Raw genomic sequence first — 16,380 nt, 5'->3', positions numbered from 1 at the left:
GGGGTATCTCGACGATACAGCGGTCCGTCTGTCCGTCCGGTGGTCGGACGGTGGAGATTCGATGGCGGTGCACGATCGGACAGGCAATGTGGCGCCTGCCGTGCAGCCGCTCAACGGTCCCTCGGCCCGCCTCCGTGGTTCATCCACAGCATCATGGCCGCCATCATCCCCACGCAGGCCAGGGCGTAGAGGACGCCTCCGGCGCCCACCGCGCCGGTGAGGAGCAGGACCCCGACCAGGGCGAGCATCGGCAGGCACATGAGCCACATCAGCCAGCCGTGCTGGTGCCGCTGGCGGGGACGGTCCGTCGGGGGCAGCGGCAGTGGTGGCGGCGGCTGGTCCTGGGGGTCTGGGCCGGGTGGGGCCGGGTATGCGGTGCCGGGGTGGTCGTGGTGTCTCATGGTGCTGCTCCTTCGTCATGTTGCGTGGTTACCCCACGAGGACCTCGGTGGTGGCGCCCTCGTCCAGGGTGCGGATCACGGTGTCGCCGACCACGGCGATCACCTCCAGGGACCCCTCGCTGGTGCGCCCGGCGGACAGCGCCCCGGCCTCGCCGAGCACGGTCGCTCCCAGGGTCCAGCTCTTTCCCGCGTCGGTGCTCGTGGCGATCCTGCCGCCGGTGGTCAGGGCCACCACGGTGCTCGTGTCGGCCCAGGCCACCAGGACCGCCGGTTCCGGCGGTGTCAGGGTGCTCCAGGTGGCACCGTCGTCGGTGCTGCGCAGCAGCCCTGCCGACGTGGTGGCCAGCAGCGTCCCGTCCGGGGAGGCGGCCAGCGCGCGTGGCGGCGCGGCGATCGGGCGTTGCCGCCAGGTGCGCCGGTCGGAGGAGGTGCGCAACGTCCCGTCGTAGCCTGCCACCGTGCTGCCGGAGGCGGTCAGGGCATGGAAGTCCGACTCGCCTCCGCGGGAGGCCACGGTCCAGGTCGTGCCCTGGTCTGCGGAGGTGATCAGCCCGAGCGGCTCGGGCAGGTCCGCCTGCAGGCCGGGGTGGCCAGAGGCGTAGTAGGTGCCGTCGGCGTCGACGGTGAAACTCATCAGGTCCATGACCGGGCCGACGGCCACCAGGTCGGCGCCGTCCTGACGGAAGAGGCCCTGGTGCGTCGCGAGCAACAGGTCGCCGCTGCCCGGGTCGCGGACGGCGGCGTGGATGTGGGTGATCGCGATGCCCGCGCCTGTCTCCGAAGAGTCTTGGTCGGCGGTCGGGGCGCACCCCGCGAGAGCGAGGCCGAGGGCCGCGGCCGCCACCGCCGCCAGACCCCGGTGCGGGCGCCGCGCGCGGGTGCTCATGTGTACCTCAGGTCGATCATCATCCCGGCCTCGGCGTGGTAGGTGTTGTGGCAGTGGATCAGCCAGTCGCCGGGGTTGTCGGCGTCGAGGTCGAGCGCCACGGACTCCATGGGAGCCATGAGCAGGGTGTCCTTGCGCAGCCCGTTGGGCAGGGCGAAGGTGTGCCCGTGCAGGTGCAGCGGGTGCGGCATCATCGTCATGTTCGACGCGTTCAGCCGCAGGCGCTGCCCGGGCGCCACCCGCAGCGGCTCGTTCTGCCCGTACGGGGCGCCGTTGATCGTCCAGAGGTAGGGCGCCATCGACCCTCCGAGCGTCAGCGCCGCGGTGAGGTCGGGGCCCTTGGCGGGGAGCCGGGCGGCGTCGTCCGGCTCCAGCTGCGAGGCGGTCAGGACGTTCCCGTCCAGCTCGCCCGGGCTCACGTCGGCCGCGGGCACGGCGCCGGTGGCGGTGCGCACCACCGCCAGCCCCTGCCCGCCGGTGCTCCGGCCGACCGGGCGAGCCACGAGCGGGAAGACACCCGGCTCCAGGGTGACGACCGCGTCGTAGCGCTCCCCCATGCCGATGTAGAAGGCGTCGGTCTGCTGCGGCCTGACCGGCCAGCCGTCGGTGTGGGTCAGGGTCATGCGGTGCCCGCCCAGGGCCACGGCGAAGATGGTGTCCGAGGCGGCGCTGATGACGCGCAGCCGCACCCGCTGCCCGGCCCTGCCCTGCAGGACCGTCGGGTCGGTGGGCAGTCTGTCGTTGATGAGGTAGTGGGGGTAGCTCACGTCACCGGTGTCGGTGCCCCAGGGGGCCCCGTCCTGTCCTGCTGACATCGAGCCGTGGTCCATGCCGGTCATCGCCCCGTGGTCCATGCCGGCGGTGCCGGAAGCGCCGTCGGCGACCAGCTGCTCCAGCACCTCGTCGGGGGTGGTGCCGGTGCCGTCGATCCAGTCGTCCAGGACCACGACCCATTCCAGGTCGTAGTCGCCGGGCTCGGCCGGGTCGTCGATGATCAGGGGCGCGTACAGGCCGCGGTCGAGCTGGGTGCCGACGTGGGGGTGGAAGAAGTAGGTGCCCGGGTCGGGCGCGGTGAACTCGTACAGGAAGCTCTTCCCCGTCCCGACCGGGTCCTGCGTCAGGCCGGGCACGCCGTCGGCCTGCGGCCGCAGCCGGACACCGTGCCAGTGGACGGTGGTGTCGGCGGGCAGCTGGTTGTCCAGGGTGACCCGCAGCAGGTCCCCGGCGGTCGCCCGCAACGTCGCGCCCGGGGCGGTGTCCCCGTAGGCCCACGTCTGCACCGTCCTGCCGCCCAGGTTCAGGGTGACCGGAGCAGCGGTCAGGCGGGCGCTCGCCACGGACTGTCCCGGCGAGGGGGCCACGGGCTCGGGACGTGGGAAGGAGGCAGCCGGGCGCGAGGTGGCCGAGGCGTCCCCGGAGCAGGCGGCCAGGGTCGCCGAGGCGCCCAGGCCAAGGCCGGCAATGATGAGCTGGCGTCGTGAGGGGCGGGTCATGGTTCCTTCCAGGAAGGGTCGGGACGTCTCAGCGGCCGTCGACCAGGAGGCGACGGTGCTGCTCGTACTGCTCCGGGGTGAGCTCTCCCCTGGACAGGCGCTCCTGCAGCAGCAGGACGGGTCCGGCAGGGTCCGGGGAGGCGGCCGGCGGCACGTTCAGCAGCGCCCGTACGACGAGGAGCACGAGGGCCCAGAACGCGACCGTGCTCACACCCATCAGGAGCCACATGCCCCAGCCCATGCTGTGCGTCAGCATGTCGACCTCCCGCCTCCGGTTGTCACTAGCCGACAGTCTTGACCGCGGTGGTTGGCGCGCGGCGCGCAGTTAATGGAGGTTTGGTGGAGTTCTCGCCCCTCAGGGCCCCGGGGCGTCGGGTGCCGGTGGCCGGTGCGGGAGGATGCGGGCATGGCACCTGCAAGCAACCCCGACCCGGCCGCCCGGGTCCTGGTCGTCGAGGACGAGCGCGCCCTGGCCGGCATGGTCGCGGCCTATCTGTTCAAGGCCGGGTACGAGACGACCGTGGTCCACACCGGACCGGACGCGCTGGCCGCGGTGCGCGAGCACAGCCCCGACGTCGTCGTGCTCGACCTCGGCCTGCCGGGGCTGGACGGCATCGAGGTGTGCCGGCAGATCCGGACCTTCTCCGACTGCTACATCCTGGTCGTCACGGCCCGCACCGACGAGGTCGACCGGCTCATCGGCCTGTCCGTGGGCGCCGACGACTACGTGACCAAGCCGTTCAGCGTGCGCGAGCTCGTCGCGCGCGTGCAGGCCGTGCTGCGCCGCCCCCGCACCGGTTCCGCGGCCCGCGCCTACGCCCACGAGCCGGTCTGGGTCTTCGGCGACCTGCACATCGACTCGGCCGGCCTCGAGGTTCACCTGGCCGGTGAACGGGTCGACCTGACCCCGATCCAACGGGACCTGCTCATCACCCTGGCCTCCCGGCCCCGCAGCGCCTTCTCCCGGCGCCAGCTGATCGAGGAGGTGTGGGGCGGCGGCTGGGTCGGGGACGAGCACCTGGTCGACAGCCACATCGCCCATCTGCGCCGCAAGCTCGGCGACGACCCGGAGACGGCCCGGTATATCACCACCGTGCGTGGGGTCGGCTACCGCATGGGTCAGGGATGAGCGGGCCCCGCCGACCGGCGATGCACCAAGGGCTGGCGACCCGGCTGCTCATCGGCCAGACGATCGTGCTGCTCGCCGGTGCCCTGACGGTCGGCCTGGTCGCCGCGGTGGTCGGCCCGCGCATCTTCCACGACCACCTGCTGCAGACCGGTCGCCCCGCCGACTCCCCCGAGCTCGTTCACATCGAGCTGGCGTACCGGGACGCCTCGCTGATCTCCCTGGGCTGGGGACTGCTCATCTCCGTCGTGGCGGCCGGTGCCGTCACCTGGGTCCTGGCCCGGCTCCTGCGCCGACCGCTGGCCGAGCTGACGCACGCCGCCCGCGAACTGGCTCGGGGCCACTACGCCGTGAGGGTGGCCATCGCCGGCTCCGGCACCGAGCTGGACACGCTCGCCGCCGCCTTCAACGTGATGGCCGACCGCCTGCAAGGTGTCGAGGACACCCGCCGGCGCCTGCTGTCCGACCTCGCGCACGAGCTGCGCACCCCGATCGCGACCCTGGCGGCCTATCACGAGGGCCTTGCCGACGGGGTCATCGACCTGGGACCGGAGGCCAGGGCCGTGCTGGCCGAGCAGACCGCCCGCCTGGCGCGGCTGGCCGACGACATCGACGAGGTGTCCAAGGCCGAGGAAGGACGCCTCCTCCTCGACCGCCGCCCGCTCCGGGTGGCCGAGCTGTTCTCCGCCGCGGCCGACGCCCTGCGCGAGCCCTACGCGGCCAAGGGCGTGAACCTGCAGCTGGAGACCTCCCGCGCACTCGAGGCAGTCGTCGAGGTCGACCCCAACCGGGTCGGCCAGGTGCTCACCAACCTGCTCAGCAACGCGCTGCGGCACACGCCCGCCGGCGGCACCGTGTCCCTGGCTGCCCGCCGCGACGGTCCCGAGGTGGTGCTCACCGTCCGTGACGACGGTGAAGGGATCCCCGCCGCCCAGCTGCCCCACGTCTTCGAACGGTTCTACCGGGGCGACAGCGCACGCGACCGTGACCGCTCGGGCTCCGGCATCGGGCTGACCATCAGCAAGGCCCTCGTCGACGCCCACTGCGGATCCATCACCGCGACCAGCGACGGGCCGGGGCAGGGTGCCGCCTTCAGCGTGACCCTTCCGGCCGCCGCGCGGACCCACCGGGGCGAGGACCTCTCCCCCACCGCCTGAGCCCCGCATCTCCATCAGATCTCAACACAAGCAGTCCCGGACCTCAAGGTCGAGCGCTCAGCGTAGAACCCGCTGCTCGCGCCGCACCCGTGTCCCACGGCGAGCAGCGGGACACCCCTGTCCCTGATCCCTGTCCCTGACCAGGTCGTCCTGCACGACCCCGGAGGTTCCATGAAGTCCACCGGCAAGCACCGTGCGCCCAGCACGCTCCCCCGTACCGGCGCCGCCGCCCTGATGGTCGGCGATCGCGACCCGGCACTGCAACGGCTGGGCGGACAGTCCCTGGCAGAGTTGCGGGCCCAGCCGGCCGCCGACCGCAGTATCGCCCGCAGCGCCCCCGACCACGCAGAACCGGTCGAGACGATGCTCGGGCACTCCTCCTTCACCGGCACTACCATCGTGGACGAGCACGAGCACCCGCCCGTTGCGCCGGCCGCTCCGGTGGCGCCGGCGCCACCTACCGAGCAGCCCATGGAGGACCCCCAGCCGCAGCAGGCCGCGCCCGCTCCGCAGCCGGAGCCGGCCGCCGGTGCCCAGCTGGAAACTCCCGCCGCGCCGGCACCGACCCAGCAGGCCGCGCCGACCCCCGCGGGTGGCTCGCTGTTCGATATCGCGGCGAGCTACGTCGGCTACCCCTATGTGCTCTACGGCACCCCGCCCCAGGCATTCGACTGCTCCGCCTACACCTGGTGGGTGTTCAAGCAGGCCGGCATCGACATCCCCCGCACGGTCGCCGGGCAGAAGGCCGCCGTCACCCCCGTGTCCGACCCTCAGCCCGGCGACCTCATCTTCTACAACGACTGGTACCACGTCGGTATCTACGCCGGCAACGGCATGACCTACGAAGCCCTCAACCCCAGCACCGACGTCCGCTACGGCCCTCTGCTGTCCGACAACGTCTGGTATGGCCGCATCGGCTGACCCTCACGGGGTCCGGGGGCACCTGCTCGCTGCACGTGCCCCCGGACGACTTCCGCGAGCCGACGTCAGGCAGTTCGCGCCCTGGCGCCAGTTCCCGGCCCGCCACCGCCGGTGGTGGGTGTCTCGTCCATGACGACCCCTGAGCGACGGCCGCGCATGCCGACCAGCGTGCTCGCCAGCGTGGGGCGCGCACTGGCCTTGTCATTGCTCGCGGCTGTCGCGTTCCTGGGCGGCGTGACGGCGACGCAACTATGGCCGGTTCACACGCAGACGGACTACTTCGCGGCTGACCTCTCGCTGACGCCCGCGCTGGACTCCACCGCGAGGCTGCCGATGGTCGTCGGCGACGTCGTCCTGACCTTTGACGGCCCGCTGCCAGCACCCGGCCTCAGGGCGCGTCCCTCGGTGCGCCAGGAGGTCACCGAGCTGCTGCCCGGGCGGCGAGTCGACACCGCCCGCCTGCAGCCCGGGCGAGAGGAACTGCGCGAAGCGATCGACGGTGGTGTACGCCAGGTGGCGTGGACCTACGCGCTGGGGGCGCTCCTGAGCTCCCTGCTCGTCCTGCTCACCTACGCCGTAGCGCGGCCCCACCACATGGCCACGGTCGCCGCCGCCGCGGCGACCGCCACCATGGTGGCCCTCGTCGGGCCGGGCGCGGCGGCATACCTGGCGTACCGCTCAGACAACGTCACGGCGTTCCGGACAACGTCGCTGCTGTCGCTGGTACAGACCAACGCCGGTGTGCTGGCCGACCTGGCGGGGCGGGCCGACCAGGGCGCGCGATCTACGTGAGCAACCTGCTGGCCCTCTCGGACGCCCTGCGGCAGGAGTTCACGCCGACCAGCGGCCAAGGTACGGTCGCGGCCACGTTCCTGCTCGTCAGCGACGTGCACGGGATGAACCAGTACCCGCTCATGCGTCAGGTGGTGGCCAGGGAGCGCGTCGACGCGGTCATCGACCTGGGGGACCTCCTCAATTTCGGGCAGCCGCGGGAGGGTGTACTCACCGGCATCTACGAAGGGATCGAGAGCCTTGGTGTGCCTTACATCTACGTGCGCGGCAACCACGATGCCGCCTCCCCGGGGGATGAGTCGGTGCTGCGGCGTGTGTCGCGTGTACCGAACGTGCTGCCGGTCGAGCCGACAGCCGGACAGTTCGTGCGTGTCGAGGCCAACGGCGTCTCCGTCAGCGGCTTCAACGACGCTCGTTACTACAACGAGCGAAGCGCGGACTTCGGTGCGGCGCAGGAACAGCTCGCGGCGCGCTTTCGCGGGGTGACCGAGGGCCTGCAGCCGACGGACCTGGTCATCGCCCACCAGCCCTACTCCGCGCGCCGCGTCGAGGCCGGGGCGGCGAGGCTCAGCGGCCACATGCATAGCCCCCTCCTGGAGCGCGGCCACATCCAGGTCAGCTCGTTCACCGGAGGTGGTCTCGTGAACCAGTTCCGGCTGCCCCCGCTCACCGAGCAGGCACGGACGGCGGACGACGAAGAACCCGAGACGGCCGGTGAGCTGCAGGGTCACCCCTACAGCTTCGACGTCCTGAGATTCGCCGAGGACTGCTCGATCATGAGCATCACCCGGTACAGCTACCGCAACCTCGCCTCCGGTCGACCGCAATACGATCAGATCACCGTGATCGACGGCCGGCGGATACAGCCCGATCCGCCGGAAGGGCGCACCTGCGGTCCCGCGCTCGGCGTGACGACCCGCCCGCTCCTCGCGTCCGGCGGCGACCCGGACCGCACCGCCGGTCCACTCGCGACGTCAGGACCCTGAGCGCGGCGCCACGCGCCGGCGAACGGACACATGCGTGAACTTCTCGCCGAGAGCAGGACGAGAGCCGTGTGCGCCCGGCGTCACGCTCATTCGCGATGGCGAGGGCTGGGTGACAGACCGGGCGGTACGGGGCGGTTCAAGGCAGACGTCCTGACGGACATGACCTACCCACAACCACATGGCGGTGAGGAGGCAGACGCGATCACTTCGCCACAGTTCACGTCCGCCGGGCGGCTTCCGGTGTCCGCGTCGCGACCCGGTTCAGCGGCTGGGGTCGAAACGGCGTAGTCGCAGGCTGTTGGTGACCACAAACACCGAGCTGAACGCCATCGCGGCGCCGGCGATGAGGGGGTTGAGCAGGCCGGCCGCCGCGAGCGGCAGGGCTGCGACGTTGTACGCGAACGCCCAGAAGAGGTTGCCCTTGATGGTGCGCAGGGTGGCCCGGGCCAGGCGGATGGCGTCAGCGGCGGCGCGCAGGTCACCGGTGACCAGGGTCAGGTCGGAGGCCTCGATGGCGGCGTCGGTGCCCGTGCCCATCGCCAGTCCCAGGTCGGCCTGGGCCAAGGCGGCGGCGTCGTTGACCCCGTCGCCGACCATGGCCACGGTCGCGCCCTGGTCCTGCAGGCGTCTGACCGCGGCGACCTTGTCGGCCGGCAGCACCTCGGCGACCACGTCACCGGGCGCGATGCCGACCGCGTGCGCCACGGCCTGGGCCGCCCGGGTGTTGTCGCCGGTCAGCAGCACCGGTCGCAGCCCGAGCTGGCGCAGCTCGGTGATCGCCTGCGTCGAGGTATCCTTGATCGTGTCGGCCACGACGACCACCGCGCGGACCTGGCCGTCCCAGGCGACCCAGACGGGGGTGCGCCCCTCGGCCTCGGCCCGTTCGGCGGCCTCGAGGAGGTCCGCCGGCATGCTCAGCGCCCACTCGGTGGCCAACCAGGAGCGGCGGCCTGCCAGGACCCCCCGGCCCTCGACGACGCCGGAGACGCCGTTGCCGCCGTGCGCGGCGAAGTCGTGCACCGGGGCCAGGTGCTGCCCGGCGGCCCGGGCGTGGTCAGCGACCGCCCGGCCGATGGGGTGCTCCGAGGCGTCCTCCAAGGCGCCTGCCAGCGCCAGAACCTCCTCGACGGACTCGCCGTCAGCGGGGTGGACGCCGAGGACGCCCATCCGGCCGGTGGTGACCGTGCCGGTCTTGTCCAGCACCACGGTGTCGACCCGGCGGGTGGACTCCAGGATCTGGGGGCCCTTGATGAGGATTGCCAGCTGGGCGCCGCGGCCGGTGCCGACGAGCAGCGCCGTGGGCGTCGCCAACCCCAGGGCGCACGGGCAGGCGATGATCAGCACGGCCACGGCGGCGGTGAACGCCGCGGCCGCGGAGGCACCGGCCACCAGCCAGGCGACCAGGGTGGCCAGGGACAGCCCGATCACGATCGGCACGAACACCGCGGAGATGCGGTCGGCCAGGCGCTGCACCTCGGCCTTGCCGTTCTGGGCATCCTCGACCAGGCGCGCCATCTGCGCCAGCAGCGTGTCGGAGCCGACGCGGGTGGCCCGGACGACCAGCCGCCCGCCAACGTTGACGGTGGCTCCGGCGACGCTGTCGTCCGGGCCGACCTCGACCGGGACCGACTCACCCGTGAGCATGGAGGCGTCGACCGCCGAGGTGCCGCTGACCACGGCACCGTCCGTCGCGATCTTCTCACCCGGCCGGACGACGAACCGGTCGCCGACCGCGAGGGAGGCGACCGGCACCCGCGACTCCACGGGCCCGCCCGGGCCGTCCCGCAGCACGGCCACCTCCTTGGCGCCCAGGTCCAGCAAGGCCCGCAGCGCCGCACCGGAGGCCCGCTTCGCGCGGGCCTCGAGGTAGCGGCCGGCGACGATGAAGGTGGTGACCGCGGCCGCGACCTCCAGGTAGATGTGCGCCTCGCCGCCAGAGCGGCTGGGCAGCAGCTCGAACGGCATCCGCATCCCGGTCGTGCCGGCGTGGGTGAACAGCAGCGCCCACAGCGACCACAGGTAGGCCGCGGTCACCCCCACCGAGATCAGGGTGTCCATCGTCGCGGCGCCGTGGCGGGCGTTGGTCCAGGCCGCGCGGTGGAACGGCAGCGCGCCCCACACCACGACCGGGGAGGCCAGGGTCAGGGACACCCACTGCCAGTTGTCGAACTGCAGCGCCGGGACCATCGACATCAGCACCACCGGCACGGTCAACGCGCCCGAGACCAGCAGCCGCTGGCGCCAGGCGTCGGCCTCACCGTCCCCGGCCCCTGGCGCCTGATCCTCGTCGGACCTCGCAGGGGCCGGGGCCGGAAGGGAGGCGGTGTACCCGGCCGCCTCCACCGTGGCGAGCAGGTCGGCCGGTTCGACATCTCCACCGAAGCTGACCTTGGCCTTCTCGGTGGCGTAGTTCACGGTGGCCGTGACGCCGGGCAGCTTGTTCAGCTTCTTCTCGATGCGGCTGGCGCAGGATGCGCACGTCATCCCCCCGACCAGCAGCTCGACATCGCGCGTCTGCTCGGCCGACGTCCCTACCTGGGTGGCCACTCCTGTTCCTTCCTGCCCGTTGGCCGCAGGGGTGCTCAACTGCTGGCGAGCTGGTAGTCGCCGGCCTCGTCGAGGGCGGCTGCGACGTCGGACTCAGCCAGCGGAGCGTCGCTGGCGACCGTGACCGTGGACGTGCCGCCGGCGACCAGGTCGACGGTGACGTCGGTGACGCCGGGCAGGCCCTGCAGCTCGCTGGTCACGGCGCTGGCGCAGTGACCACAGGTCATACCGGTGACGGCGAAGGTCTGGGTGTTCATCGTGTCCTCCTGGACGGTGGTGGTGGCCTGGCTGGTCTCGGGTGCTGCGCAGCAGGCGCACCCGCCGGCCTGAGCCATCGGCAGCTGGGTACTGGGGGTGCTTGCGGTGTCCATGTGGTTCTTCTCTCGGTCGTTGCGGGTTGGGTCTGATCAGGAGCGGATGAGCCGGGCGACGGCCGCGGAGGCCTCGGTCACCTTCTGGTCCAGCTGTGCCGGGTCGTTGCTCGCGTGCGCGAGGCAGTGGCGCAGGTGGTCCTCGAGCAAGCCGAGGGCCACCGCCTCGAGCGCTTTCGTGGCCGCGGAGACCTGGGTGAGGATGTCGATGCAGTACGAGTCGGCGTCCACCATCCGCTGCAGCCCGCGGACCTGACCCTCGATCCGGCGCAGCCGGTTGAGCTGGGCGTCCTTGTTGTTCACGTACCCGGGACCTGCCGGGCCCGCGGTCGTCTCCTCGAACGCCATGGTGGGCACCTCCTTCCGCTACGGGACAACTATACCCCCCGGGGGTTCATTCCGGGACACAACCGCGAGCTTCCGCACAGGACACAGGCCGTGACGCAGGACGCCAGTCTGCGGGCGAGCGGTGGCAGCTCGTCGACAAGGCTGCGCGCCCACCGGTCGCCGTGCACGCACCCCTGTCAGCGGTAGGCGTGTCAGTGCGTGCGCCGTCCGGTTTCGGTGCCCGGACGCGCGCCGGCTGGCGTCGTCTGGTCCAGCGGGTACGCGTCGTCGGCGTGGTCCTGCGGACCGTGCTCCGCGTGACCGCCGTGGCCGCCGTGGCCGCCGTGGCCGCCGACCATCATCAGCACCATCATCAGTGGGCAGGACAGCACGGCGGCGAGGAGCAGGGCCTCCCCCGGTGCCCTGCCGAGCAGCAGCAGGACGACGAACACTCCTGCGACGAGCAGGGCCATTCCCTTGAGGTGACCGGCACCGCTGTGGTTCATCATGGTTCCTTCTTTCCGCAACCCTGCGCGTTCGCGCTCAGGTGTGCTCGCTGCTACAGCGCATTCTCTTGACACCTTCAGGGTCCCTCTCGAACCCGGGGACGAGGCGGCTCTTCTGTGGTGATCTGATGAAGATCAGGCCCCGCTCCTCGCCCGTCTGTAGGCTGGGCCTCTCCTCGATCAGAGGTGCGACCAGAAGGACGTCCGTGGAGGTGACCGGTGGGTTCGCGACGGGACCGGTCCCGAGAGATCGTGGAGACCCTGTCGGTCCACGGGTTCGGGTTCACCATCGGGGCCATGGGGCTGCAGGGGCGTTTTCCTTTCCGCCGAGGCCTTCCCGGGCACCAGCAGGGGCGCACGTACACCCAGCCGGAACACCTGCGGCTGGCTCTGGAGCAGCTCGGTCCCACGTTCGTCAAGCTCTGCCAGCTCCTGTCGACCCGCTCCGACCTGCTCCCTCCGAGTACACCGTGGAGCTGGCCAAGCTGCAGGACGACACGGCGGCCGTGCCGGCCAACGTGATCCTGGAGGCGCTCACCGAGGAGGTGGGCGACCCGGGGGTGTTCGACCGCTTCGACCATGAGCCGCTGGCCAGCGCGTCGATCGGGCAGGCGCACGCCGCGAGCCTCGCCGGCACGGAGGTGGTGGTCAAGGTCCGCCGGCCGGGGGCGGTGGAGACGGTTCGAGCCGACCTGGAGATCCTGCAGAACCTCGCGGTCACCGCGGCCCGCCACTCAGAGGTGGCCCGCGGCTACGACGTGGTCGGCATCGCGCACGACTTCTCCACGACGCTGCTCGCCGAGCTGGACTACCTCACGGAGGCCCACAACGCCGAGCGGTTCGCCGCCAGCTTCGCCGACGACCCCCGCGTGCAGTTCCCGGCGGTGTTCTGGGAGACGACGACCTCCCGGGTCCTGACCCTGCAACGCGTCCACGGCCTGAAGATCGACGACGTGGCGGCCCTCGACGTGGCCGGCATCGACCGCCGGGAGCTTGCGGCGCGGGCCACCGGGGTGCTGTGCCAGATGGTCTTCGAGGACGGCTTCTTCCATGCCGACCCGCACCCGGGCAACTTCTTCGTCGCACCCGACGGCAGTCTGGCGGTGATCGACTTCGGCATGGTGGGCGAGCTCGACGACGCCCTTCGCGAGCACCTGATCGCCCTGCTCGTTCCCCTCCTGCGTGGAACACGGCCCTGACCCCGGCAGAGCGGTAGACCTCCAGGTTGGTGGCGGCGACCTTCTTGGGGGTGGTGTCCACCACGACATCGGCCTGGGCCAGCAGCTCATCCAGGGTGCCGGCCACCTCCACCCCGGCACTGCGCATCGCGGCGCGTGTCTCCTGGGTCGCGGCGAACACCGGGATTCCCAGGCCGGCGGCGGTGCGCACGTGCCAGTCGGTGGCGATGTCGGCGACGCCGACCAGGTCCATGTCCGGCATGTCCCGCACCGCGTCTGCGACCCGCTTCCCGATCACGCCGTAACCGTTGACGGCAACCTGGACGTTCATCTGTGTCTCCGTTCTTGTCTTCTCGGTCTTCGAACTCGGTCGGCACCTGTGACGCCCCCGCCCCGTCGCGAACGGCAGGGCTCCTGCGGCCCAGGCGTCGGCACGACCGCCCTGGTGGCTGCCACCTCAGGCTCGCGAACCATCAGGCATACGCCGCGTCGGGGACCATGGTCGCGACAGGACCGTTGGCGGTCAGGGCCGGCTGGCCGTTCACCGTGCCGGTTCCCGGTGACGAGCCGGAGCCGGCCCGTCCGGCTCTGGACCGGCCCAGGACGAACCCTCCTAGCTCCACCGCGGCACGGATGGTCTCGACCTGCGGTTCCCTCGTCGCGGTGATGACGAGCCGGGACCCGCCCTCGCGGACAAGGTCCACCGCCGCCGACCGCACGCCCGGCAGGGAACGCACGGCGTCCAGGACCACGGCCAGGCAGGCACCGCAGGTCAGTCCCCAGACCCGGTAGGTCCGTGTCACCGCCATCGTCCACCTCCGCCTACCCCCGTGGGGGGGTACCAGTTGACTGCCACCAACCACAGGATGGTCGGGGTCCGGCACCGCGACGGTGGAGATTCGATGGAGCCTCGATCACGGCATCCCGGTACCGCCCGCCGGTCGCGGTGGACCAGACCTTCTTCTCGCGCCACCTGCCTGCGGTGCGTCTTCATCAAATCTCGACCGAAAGCCCCGCCCACCTCCGTGTAACCCGGTGATGATGGCGTCGAAAGCGCGGTGGCCACCGGTGAAGACGCGCGGCTCACAGCTTCGTTTGACCACGACGGGAGAAGACACGATGCGTCCGGTGCTGTTCACCATCCTCGGCTTCGACGTGCAGACCTACGGCCTCAGCAAGGCGGCAGCTGCGCTGGTCGCGGCGTGGTTGCTCGGCCGGGCCTTCGAGCGACGGGGCCTGAGCAAGGACTCCGCACATGCCCTGGTGCTGTGGTCCACCGTCTGGGGCTTCGTCGGCGCGAAGATCTACTACCTCCTCGAGCAGCTCCCCTCGATCAGCCTCCACGACCTGGGCGGCATGGGCTTCACGTGGTACGGCGGGCTCCTCGGCGGCACCGCGGCCGCCCTCGTCGTCATCCGACGCCACCAGCTGCCCGGCGGCATCGTCGCCGGGGCCGTCGCGGTCCCTCTCACCGTCGCCTACGCGATCGGGCGCCTGGGATGCCTCCTTTCGGGGGACGGGACCTACGGCCGCCCCACGGACCTGCCCTGGGGCATGGCGTTCCCGAACGGCGTCGTCCCCACCGACGTCCCGGTGCACCCGACCCCCCTCTACGAGGCCGCCGCCGCTGTCCTCATCGTCGCGGTCCTCGCCTACCTCGGGCGCCGGTGGGCCCCCGTCCAGGTGTTCGGCGCCTACCTGGTCCTGTCCGGCCTGGCGCGCCTGTCGGTGGAGTTCGTCCGCATCAACGACCCGGTCCTCGCAGGTCTGACCCAGCCCCAGCTCTGGGCGCTGGTCAGCGTCGCCGTCGGCGGGGCGCTGGTCCTGGGCACCGGGCGGCTGCAGCCCCCCGGCGGACAGCCGCAGGACCACGTGGTTCCCCAGACCGCGTGACCCTCAGGGACGGCGGGGGTTGTGTGACGATCCGGGCACCATACCGGGCGTTCCGTGTCACACACCTCGACCCCTCACGCGCACACGGCGACCGTTGCTCAGGCTCGTCGAGGCTGCCCGGCACGCAGGTCCCCGGGCCTGTCCGTGCGCGAGACCGAGGAACTGTGGAGACTTGATGGAGATGTCCCGAGCCCGGCCCGTTGCGGTCTCGCCGCACTTCCACCGGCGGTTAGCGTCGGAGGGAAAGGACCGTCCGCCCAACCCTCGTCCACGGCGGCGTCGGGAGCGACGGTCACCCGCCCACACACGGAGGCTCCTGATGAACCGCCCCAAGACCCTGCTCCCTGCTGCCATCGCCACCCTGGCCCTCGTCCTCGCCGGGTGCGGTGAGAGCGCCGAGGACTCCGGCACGCCATCCGGCACGGCCGGCGGGGGCGGCGCCCCCGCCACCACGCAGACGGCCACCGACGAGGCGCACAACGACGCCGACACCACCTTCGCGCAGATGATGATCGTGCACCACGAGGGCGCCATCGAGATGGCCGACCTCGCGGTGCAGCAGGCCGGCTCGGAGGAGGTGCGTGCCCTCGGCGAGGACATCTCCGCGGCCCAGGGCCCGGAGATCGAGAAGATGAAGTCGTGGCTCAGCGCCTGGGGCGAGGAGAGCACCCCCGCGGGCGGGACCGGTGGCATGGACCACGGCGACATGGACATGGGCAGCATGGAGATGGACGGGATGAACCAGCAGGAGGCCATGGCCGAGCTTCAGACCCTCTCCGGGACCGACTTCGACCGACGCTTCCTGGAGCTCATGATCGCCCACCACCGAGGTGCCGTCGAGATGGCACAGGCTGAACTGGAGGACGGGCGCAACCCGCAGGCGCTGGAGCTCGCCGAGAAGATCATCGCCGACCAGGAGGCCGAGATCGCCGCGATGGAGCAGCTGCTGCAGAACCTGTGACCTCCGTTTCAGGCAACGACAGCCACCGGAACCGCGACCACACCTCTCGCCCCGCCCCGGCCGGGCCAGACCCCTCATACCCCTACCCGGTAGGGGTTGTTACGGTGGCCCGCATGCGTTCTCGAGCATCCCTTCTCCCGCCGCTCGCCGGTGTACTCCTGACCCTGCTGGTCCTCAGCGGGTGCACCCCCGCGACCACCACGCCGACGGTCGAGGGCCAGCAGGATCTGTTGACCGCGCACGGCTTGCCGGGCCTGGACGCGCGGGAGGTCATCGACCGGCTGGAGGCGACCCCGGTGTCCGGGCGTCAGTCAGGGCTGATCGCCTCGGTGCAGCCCGAGGCGGTGCTGCTCTCCGACGGCGAAGGACGCGAGGCCCGGCTGCCGCTGCCCGAGGACACGTTCTATCTCTCGGTGGCCCCCTACCTGGACCAGACCCACGAATGCCACTTCCACAGCCTCACCACCTGCCGTGGTGAGCTCGCGAACCAGGACGTCACCCTCCGGGTGGTCAGCGAGCCGGACGGCACCGTCCTGGTCGACCAGACCGTGCGGACCCAGGACAACGGGTTCGCCGGGCTCTGGCTCCCGGCCGACCTGGCGGCCACCCTCACGGTCGAGCACGAGGGCCGCACGGCCAGCACGCCGATCACCACCGGAGCGGACGCCCCCACCTGCCTGACCACCCTGAAGCTGCGGTAGGCGGCACCATGAGCAGGCAGCACCGCCACCCGGGTTCCCTCAGGCTCCTCCCGGGGAGCAGCACAACCCCGCGCCGGACAACGACCTCCACGCGTGCCGGGACCGGCGAGGCGACGCCTTCGGCAGTGCCCGGG

18 protein-coding genes and 1 pseudogene are annotated in these 16,380 nt (G+C 71.7%); 9 read left to right on the top strand and 10 right to left on the bottom strand.

Going from position 1 to position 16,380, the window contains the following annotated elements:
• Positions 1-110: 110 nt before the first annotated feature.
• The 4 genes from AVL62_RS17435 to AVL62_RS00175 are packed head-to-tail and all read right to left on the bottom strand — an operon-like array spanning position 111 to position 3,036.
• On the bottom strand, positions 111-401 hold the full coding sequence (locus tag AVL62_RS17435) for a hypothetical protein (protein ID WP_058889676.1): 291 nt from the start codon (positions 399-401) through the stop codon (positions 111-113).
• Between the two features lie 28 nt (positions 402-429).
• Positions 430-1,287, bottom strand: coding sequence for a F510_1955 family glycosylhydrolase (locus tag AVL62_RS00185; protein ID WP_058889675.1), 858 nt, complete (start codon positions 1,285-1,287; stop codon positions 430-432).
• Positions 1,284-2,780, bottom strand: coding sequence for a multicopper oxidase family protein (locus AVL62_RS00180; RefSeq protein ID WP_058889674.1), 1,497 nt, complete (start codon positions 2,778-2,780; stop codon positions 1,284-1,286). The genes AVL62_RS00185 and AVL62_RS00180 overlap by 4 nt, the downstream gene beginning before the upstream one ends.
• A gap of 28 nt (positions 2,781-2,808) precedes the next feature.
• Complete coding sequence (locus tag AVL62_RS00175) at positions 2,809-3,036, bottom strand: SHOCT domain-containing protein (protein WP_058889673.1); 228 nt, start codon at positions 3,034-3,036, stop codon at positions 2,809-2,811.
• Positions 3,037-3,186: 150 nt separating this feature from the next.
• On the opposite strand from AVL62_RS00175, the gene AVL62_RS00170 reads away from it, so the two are divergent.
• The 5 genes from AVL62_RS00170 to AVL62_RS00150 all read left to right on the top strand — a co-directional run bounded on the left by AVL62_RS00170 (position 3,187) and on the right by AVL62_RS00150 (position 7,762).
• Positions 3,187-3,909 (top strand): response regulator transcription factor, encoded by a 723-nt coding sequence (locus AVL62_RS00170; protein WP_058889672.1) that lies wholly within the window; start codon positions 3,187-3,189, stop codon positions 3,907-3,909.
• Positions 3,906-5,063 carry a sensor histidine kinase gene (locus tag AVL62_RS00165; RefSeq protein ID WP_058889671.1) on the top strand — a complete coding sequence of 386 codons (1,158 nt, stop codon included), beginning with the start codon at positions 3,906-3,908 and terminating at the stop codon, positions 5,061-5,063. Before AVL62_RS00170 ends, AVL62_RS00165 begins: the two co-directional genes overlap by 4 nt.
• 171 nt (positions 5,064-5,234) lie before the next feature.
• The gene (locus tag AVL62_RS17615) at positions 5,235-5,984 is read left to right on the top strand and encodes a C40 family peptidase (protein ID WP_058889670.1); all 750 of its coding nucleotides are present in this window, start codon (positions 5,235-5,237) and stop codon (positions 5,982-5,984) included.
• A 156-nt stretch (positions 5,985-6,140) separates the two neighbouring features.
• Entirely contained in the window at positions 6,141-6,776 is a 636-nt protein-coding gene (locus AVL62_RS00155) for a hypothetical protein (protein ID WP_058889669.1), read from the top strand.
• Positions 6,773-7,762 carry a metallophosphoesterase family protein gene (locus AVL62_RS00150; RefSeq protein WP_058889668.1) on the top strand — a complete coding sequence of 330 codons (990 nt, stop codon included), beginning with the start codon at positions 6,773-6,775 and terminating at the stop codon, positions 7,760-7,762. Before AVL62_RS00155 ends, AVL62_RS00150 begins: the two co-directional genes overlap by 4 nt.
• 261 nt (positions 7,763-8,023) lie before the next feature.
• On the opposite strand, the gene AVL62_RS00145 is transcribed toward AVL62_RS00150, so the two are convergent.
• From AVL62_RS00145 to AVL62_RS17425, 4 genes are all read right to left on the bottom strand, one after another.
• A complete protein-coding gene (locus tag AVL62_RS00145; protein WP_058889696.1) occupies positions 8,024-10,246 on the bottom strand; it encodes a heavy metal translocating P-type ATPase in 2,223 nt (740 codons plus the stop codon).
• A gap of 98 nt (positions 10,247-10,344) precedes the next feature.
• Complete coding sequence (locus tag AVL62_RS00140) at positions 10,345-10,680, bottom strand: heavy metal-associated domain-containing protein (protein ID WP_327281024.1); 336 nt, start codon at positions 10,678-10,680, stop codon at positions 10,345-10,347.
• 36 nt (positions 10,681-10,716) lie between these two features.
• Positions 10,717-11,028 (bottom strand): metal-sensitive transcriptional regulator, encoded by a 312-nt coding sequence (locus tag AVL62_RS00135; protein ID WP_058889667.1) that lies wholly within the window; start codon positions 11,026-11,028, stop codon positions 10,717-10,719.
• Between the two features lie 191 nt (positions 11,029-11,219).
• Positions 11,220-11,516: a hypothetical protein gene (locus tag AVL62_RS17425; protein WP_134773251.1), complete on the bottom strand. Its 297-nt coding sequence runs from the start codon at positions 11,514-11,516 to the stop codon at positions 11,220-11,222.
• Between the two features lie 467 nt (positions 11,517-11,983).
• Here AVL62_RS17425 and AVL62_RS00125 point away from each other — a divergent pair, with 467 nt between their 5' ends.
• On the top strand, positions 11,984-12,712 hold the full coding sequence (locus tag AVL62_RS00125; RefSeq protein WP_058889665.1) for an ABC1 kinase family protein: 729 nt from the start codon (positions 11,984-11,986) through the stop codon (positions 12,710-12,712).
• Between the two features lie 46 nt (positions 12,713-12,758).
• On the opposite strand, the pseudogene AVL62_RS16790 reads toward AVL62_RS00125, so the two are convergent.
• Positions 12,759-13,022 (bottom strand): annotated as a pseudogene (locus AVL62_RS16790) (type II glyceraldehyde-3-phosphate dehydrogenase); the annotation flags it as partial.
• 142 nt (positions 13,023-13,164) lie between these two features.
• On the bottom strand, positions 13,165-13,500 hold the full coding sequence (locus AVL62_RS00115) for a heavy-metal-associated domain-containing protein (RefSeq protein ID WP_058889663.1): 336 nt from the start codon (positions 13,498-13,500) through the stop codon (positions 13,165-13,167).
• Between the two features lie 310 nt (positions 13,501-13,810).
• Between AVL62_RS00115 and AVL62_RS00110 the strand changes: the two genes are divergently transcribed.
• From AVL62_RS00110 to AVL62_RS00100, 3 genes are all read left to right on the top strand, one after another.
• Positions 13,811-14,584 (top strand): prolipoprotein diacylglyceryl transferase, encoded by a 774-nt coding sequence (locus tag AVL62_RS00110; protein WP_058889662.1) that lies wholly within the window; start codon positions 13,811-13,813, stop codon positions 14,582-14,584.
• Positions 14,585-14,903: 319 nt separating this feature from the next.
• The gene (locus AVL62_RS00105) at positions 14,904-15,545 is read left to right on the top strand and encodes a DUF305 domain-containing protein (protein WP_058889661.1); all 642 of its coding nucleotides are present in this window, start codon (positions 14,904-14,906) and stop codon (positions 15,543-15,545) included.
• A gap of 113 nt (positions 15,546-15,658) precedes the next feature.
• Positions 15,659-16,246, top strand: coding sequence for a CueP family metal-binding protein (locus AVL62_RS00100; RefSeq protein ID WP_058889660.1), 588 nt, complete (start codon positions 15,659-15,661; stop codon positions 16,244-16,246).
• Positions 16,247-16,380: the final 134 nt, after the last annotated feature.

Source organism: Serinicoccus chungangensis (assembly GCF_001483745.1).
GTDB lineage: Bacteria > Actinomycetota > Actinomycetes > Actinomycetales > Dermatophilaceae > Ornithinicoccus > Ornithinicoccus chungangensis_A.
This window is presented reverse-complemented; position numbering and strand designations above follow the sequence as displayed.

What these genes read in the sequence shown, in the direction of transcription:
- AVL62_RS17435 (WP_058889676.1), bottom strand. Translation starts at nt 401, where the DNA reads ATGAGACACCACGACCACCCCGGCACCGCATACCCGGCCCCACCCGGC.
- AVL62_RS00185 (WP_058889675.1), bottom strand. Translation starts at nt 1,287, where the DNA reads ATGAGCACCCGCGCGCGGCGCCCGCACCGGGGTCTGGCGGCGGTGGCG.
- AVL62_RS00180 (WP_058889674.1), bottom strand. Translation starts at nt 2,780, where the DNA reads ATGACCCGCCCCTCACGACGCCAGCTCATCATTGCCGGCCTTGGCCTG.
- AVL62_RS00175 (WP_058889673.1), bottom strand. Translation starts at nt 3,036, where the DNA reads ATGCTGACGCACAGCATGGGCTGGGGCATGTGGCTCCTGATGGGTGTG.
- AVL62_RS00170 (WP_058889672.1), top strand. Translation starts at nt 3,187, where the DNA reads ATGGCACCTGCAAGCAACCCCGACCCGGCCGCCCGGGTCCTGGTCGTC.
- AVL62_RS00165 (WP_058889671.1), top strand. Translation starts at nt 3,906, where the DNA reads ATGAGCGGGCCCCGCCGACCGGCGATGCACCAAGGGCTGGCGACCCGG.
- AVL62_RS17615 (WP_058889670.1), top strand. Translation starts at nt 5,235, where the DNA reads ATGAAGTCCACCGGCAAGCACCGTGCGCCCAGCACGCTCCCCCGTACC.
- AVL62_RS00155 (WP_058889669.1), top strand. Translation starts at nt 6,141, where the DNA reads ATGCCGACCAGCGTGCTCGCCAGCGTGGGGCGCGCACTGGCCTTGTCA.
- AVL62_RS00145 (WP_058889696.1), bottom strand. Translation starts at nt 10,246, where the DNA reads ATGACGTGCGCATCCTGCGCCAGCCGCATCGAGAAGAAGCTGAACAAG.
- AVL62_RS00140 (WP_327281024.1), bottom strand. Translation starts at nt 10,680, where the DNA reads ATGGACACCGCAAGCACCCCCAGTACCCAGCTGCCGATGGCTCAGGCC.
- AVL62_RS00135 (WP_058889667.1), bottom strand. Translation starts at nt 11,028, where the DNA reads ATGGCGTTCGAGGAGACGACCGCGGGCCCGGCAGGTCCCGGGTACGTG.
- AVL62_RS17425 (WP_134773251.1), bottom strand. Translation starts at nt 11,516, where the DNA reads ATGATGAACCACAGCGGTGCCGGTCACCTCAAGGGAATGGCCCTGCTC.
- AVL62_RS00115 (WP_058889663.1), bottom strand. Translation starts at nt 13,500, where the DNA reads ATGGCGGTGACACGGACCTACCGGGTCTGGGGACTGACCTGCGGTGCC.
- AVL62_RS00110 (WP_058889662.1), top strand. Translation starts at nt 13,811, where the DNA reads ATGCGTCCGGTGCTGTTCACCATCCTCGGCTTCGACGTGCAGACCTAC.
- AVL62_RS00105 (WP_058889661.1), top strand. Translation starts at nt 14,904, where the DNA reads ATGAACCGCCCCAAGACCCTGCTCCCTGCTGCCATCGCCACCCTGGCC.
- AVL62_RS00100 (WP_058889660.1), top strand. Translation starts at nt 15,659, where the DNA reads ATGCGTTCTCGAGCATCCCTTCTCCCGCCGCTCGCCGGTGTACTCCTG.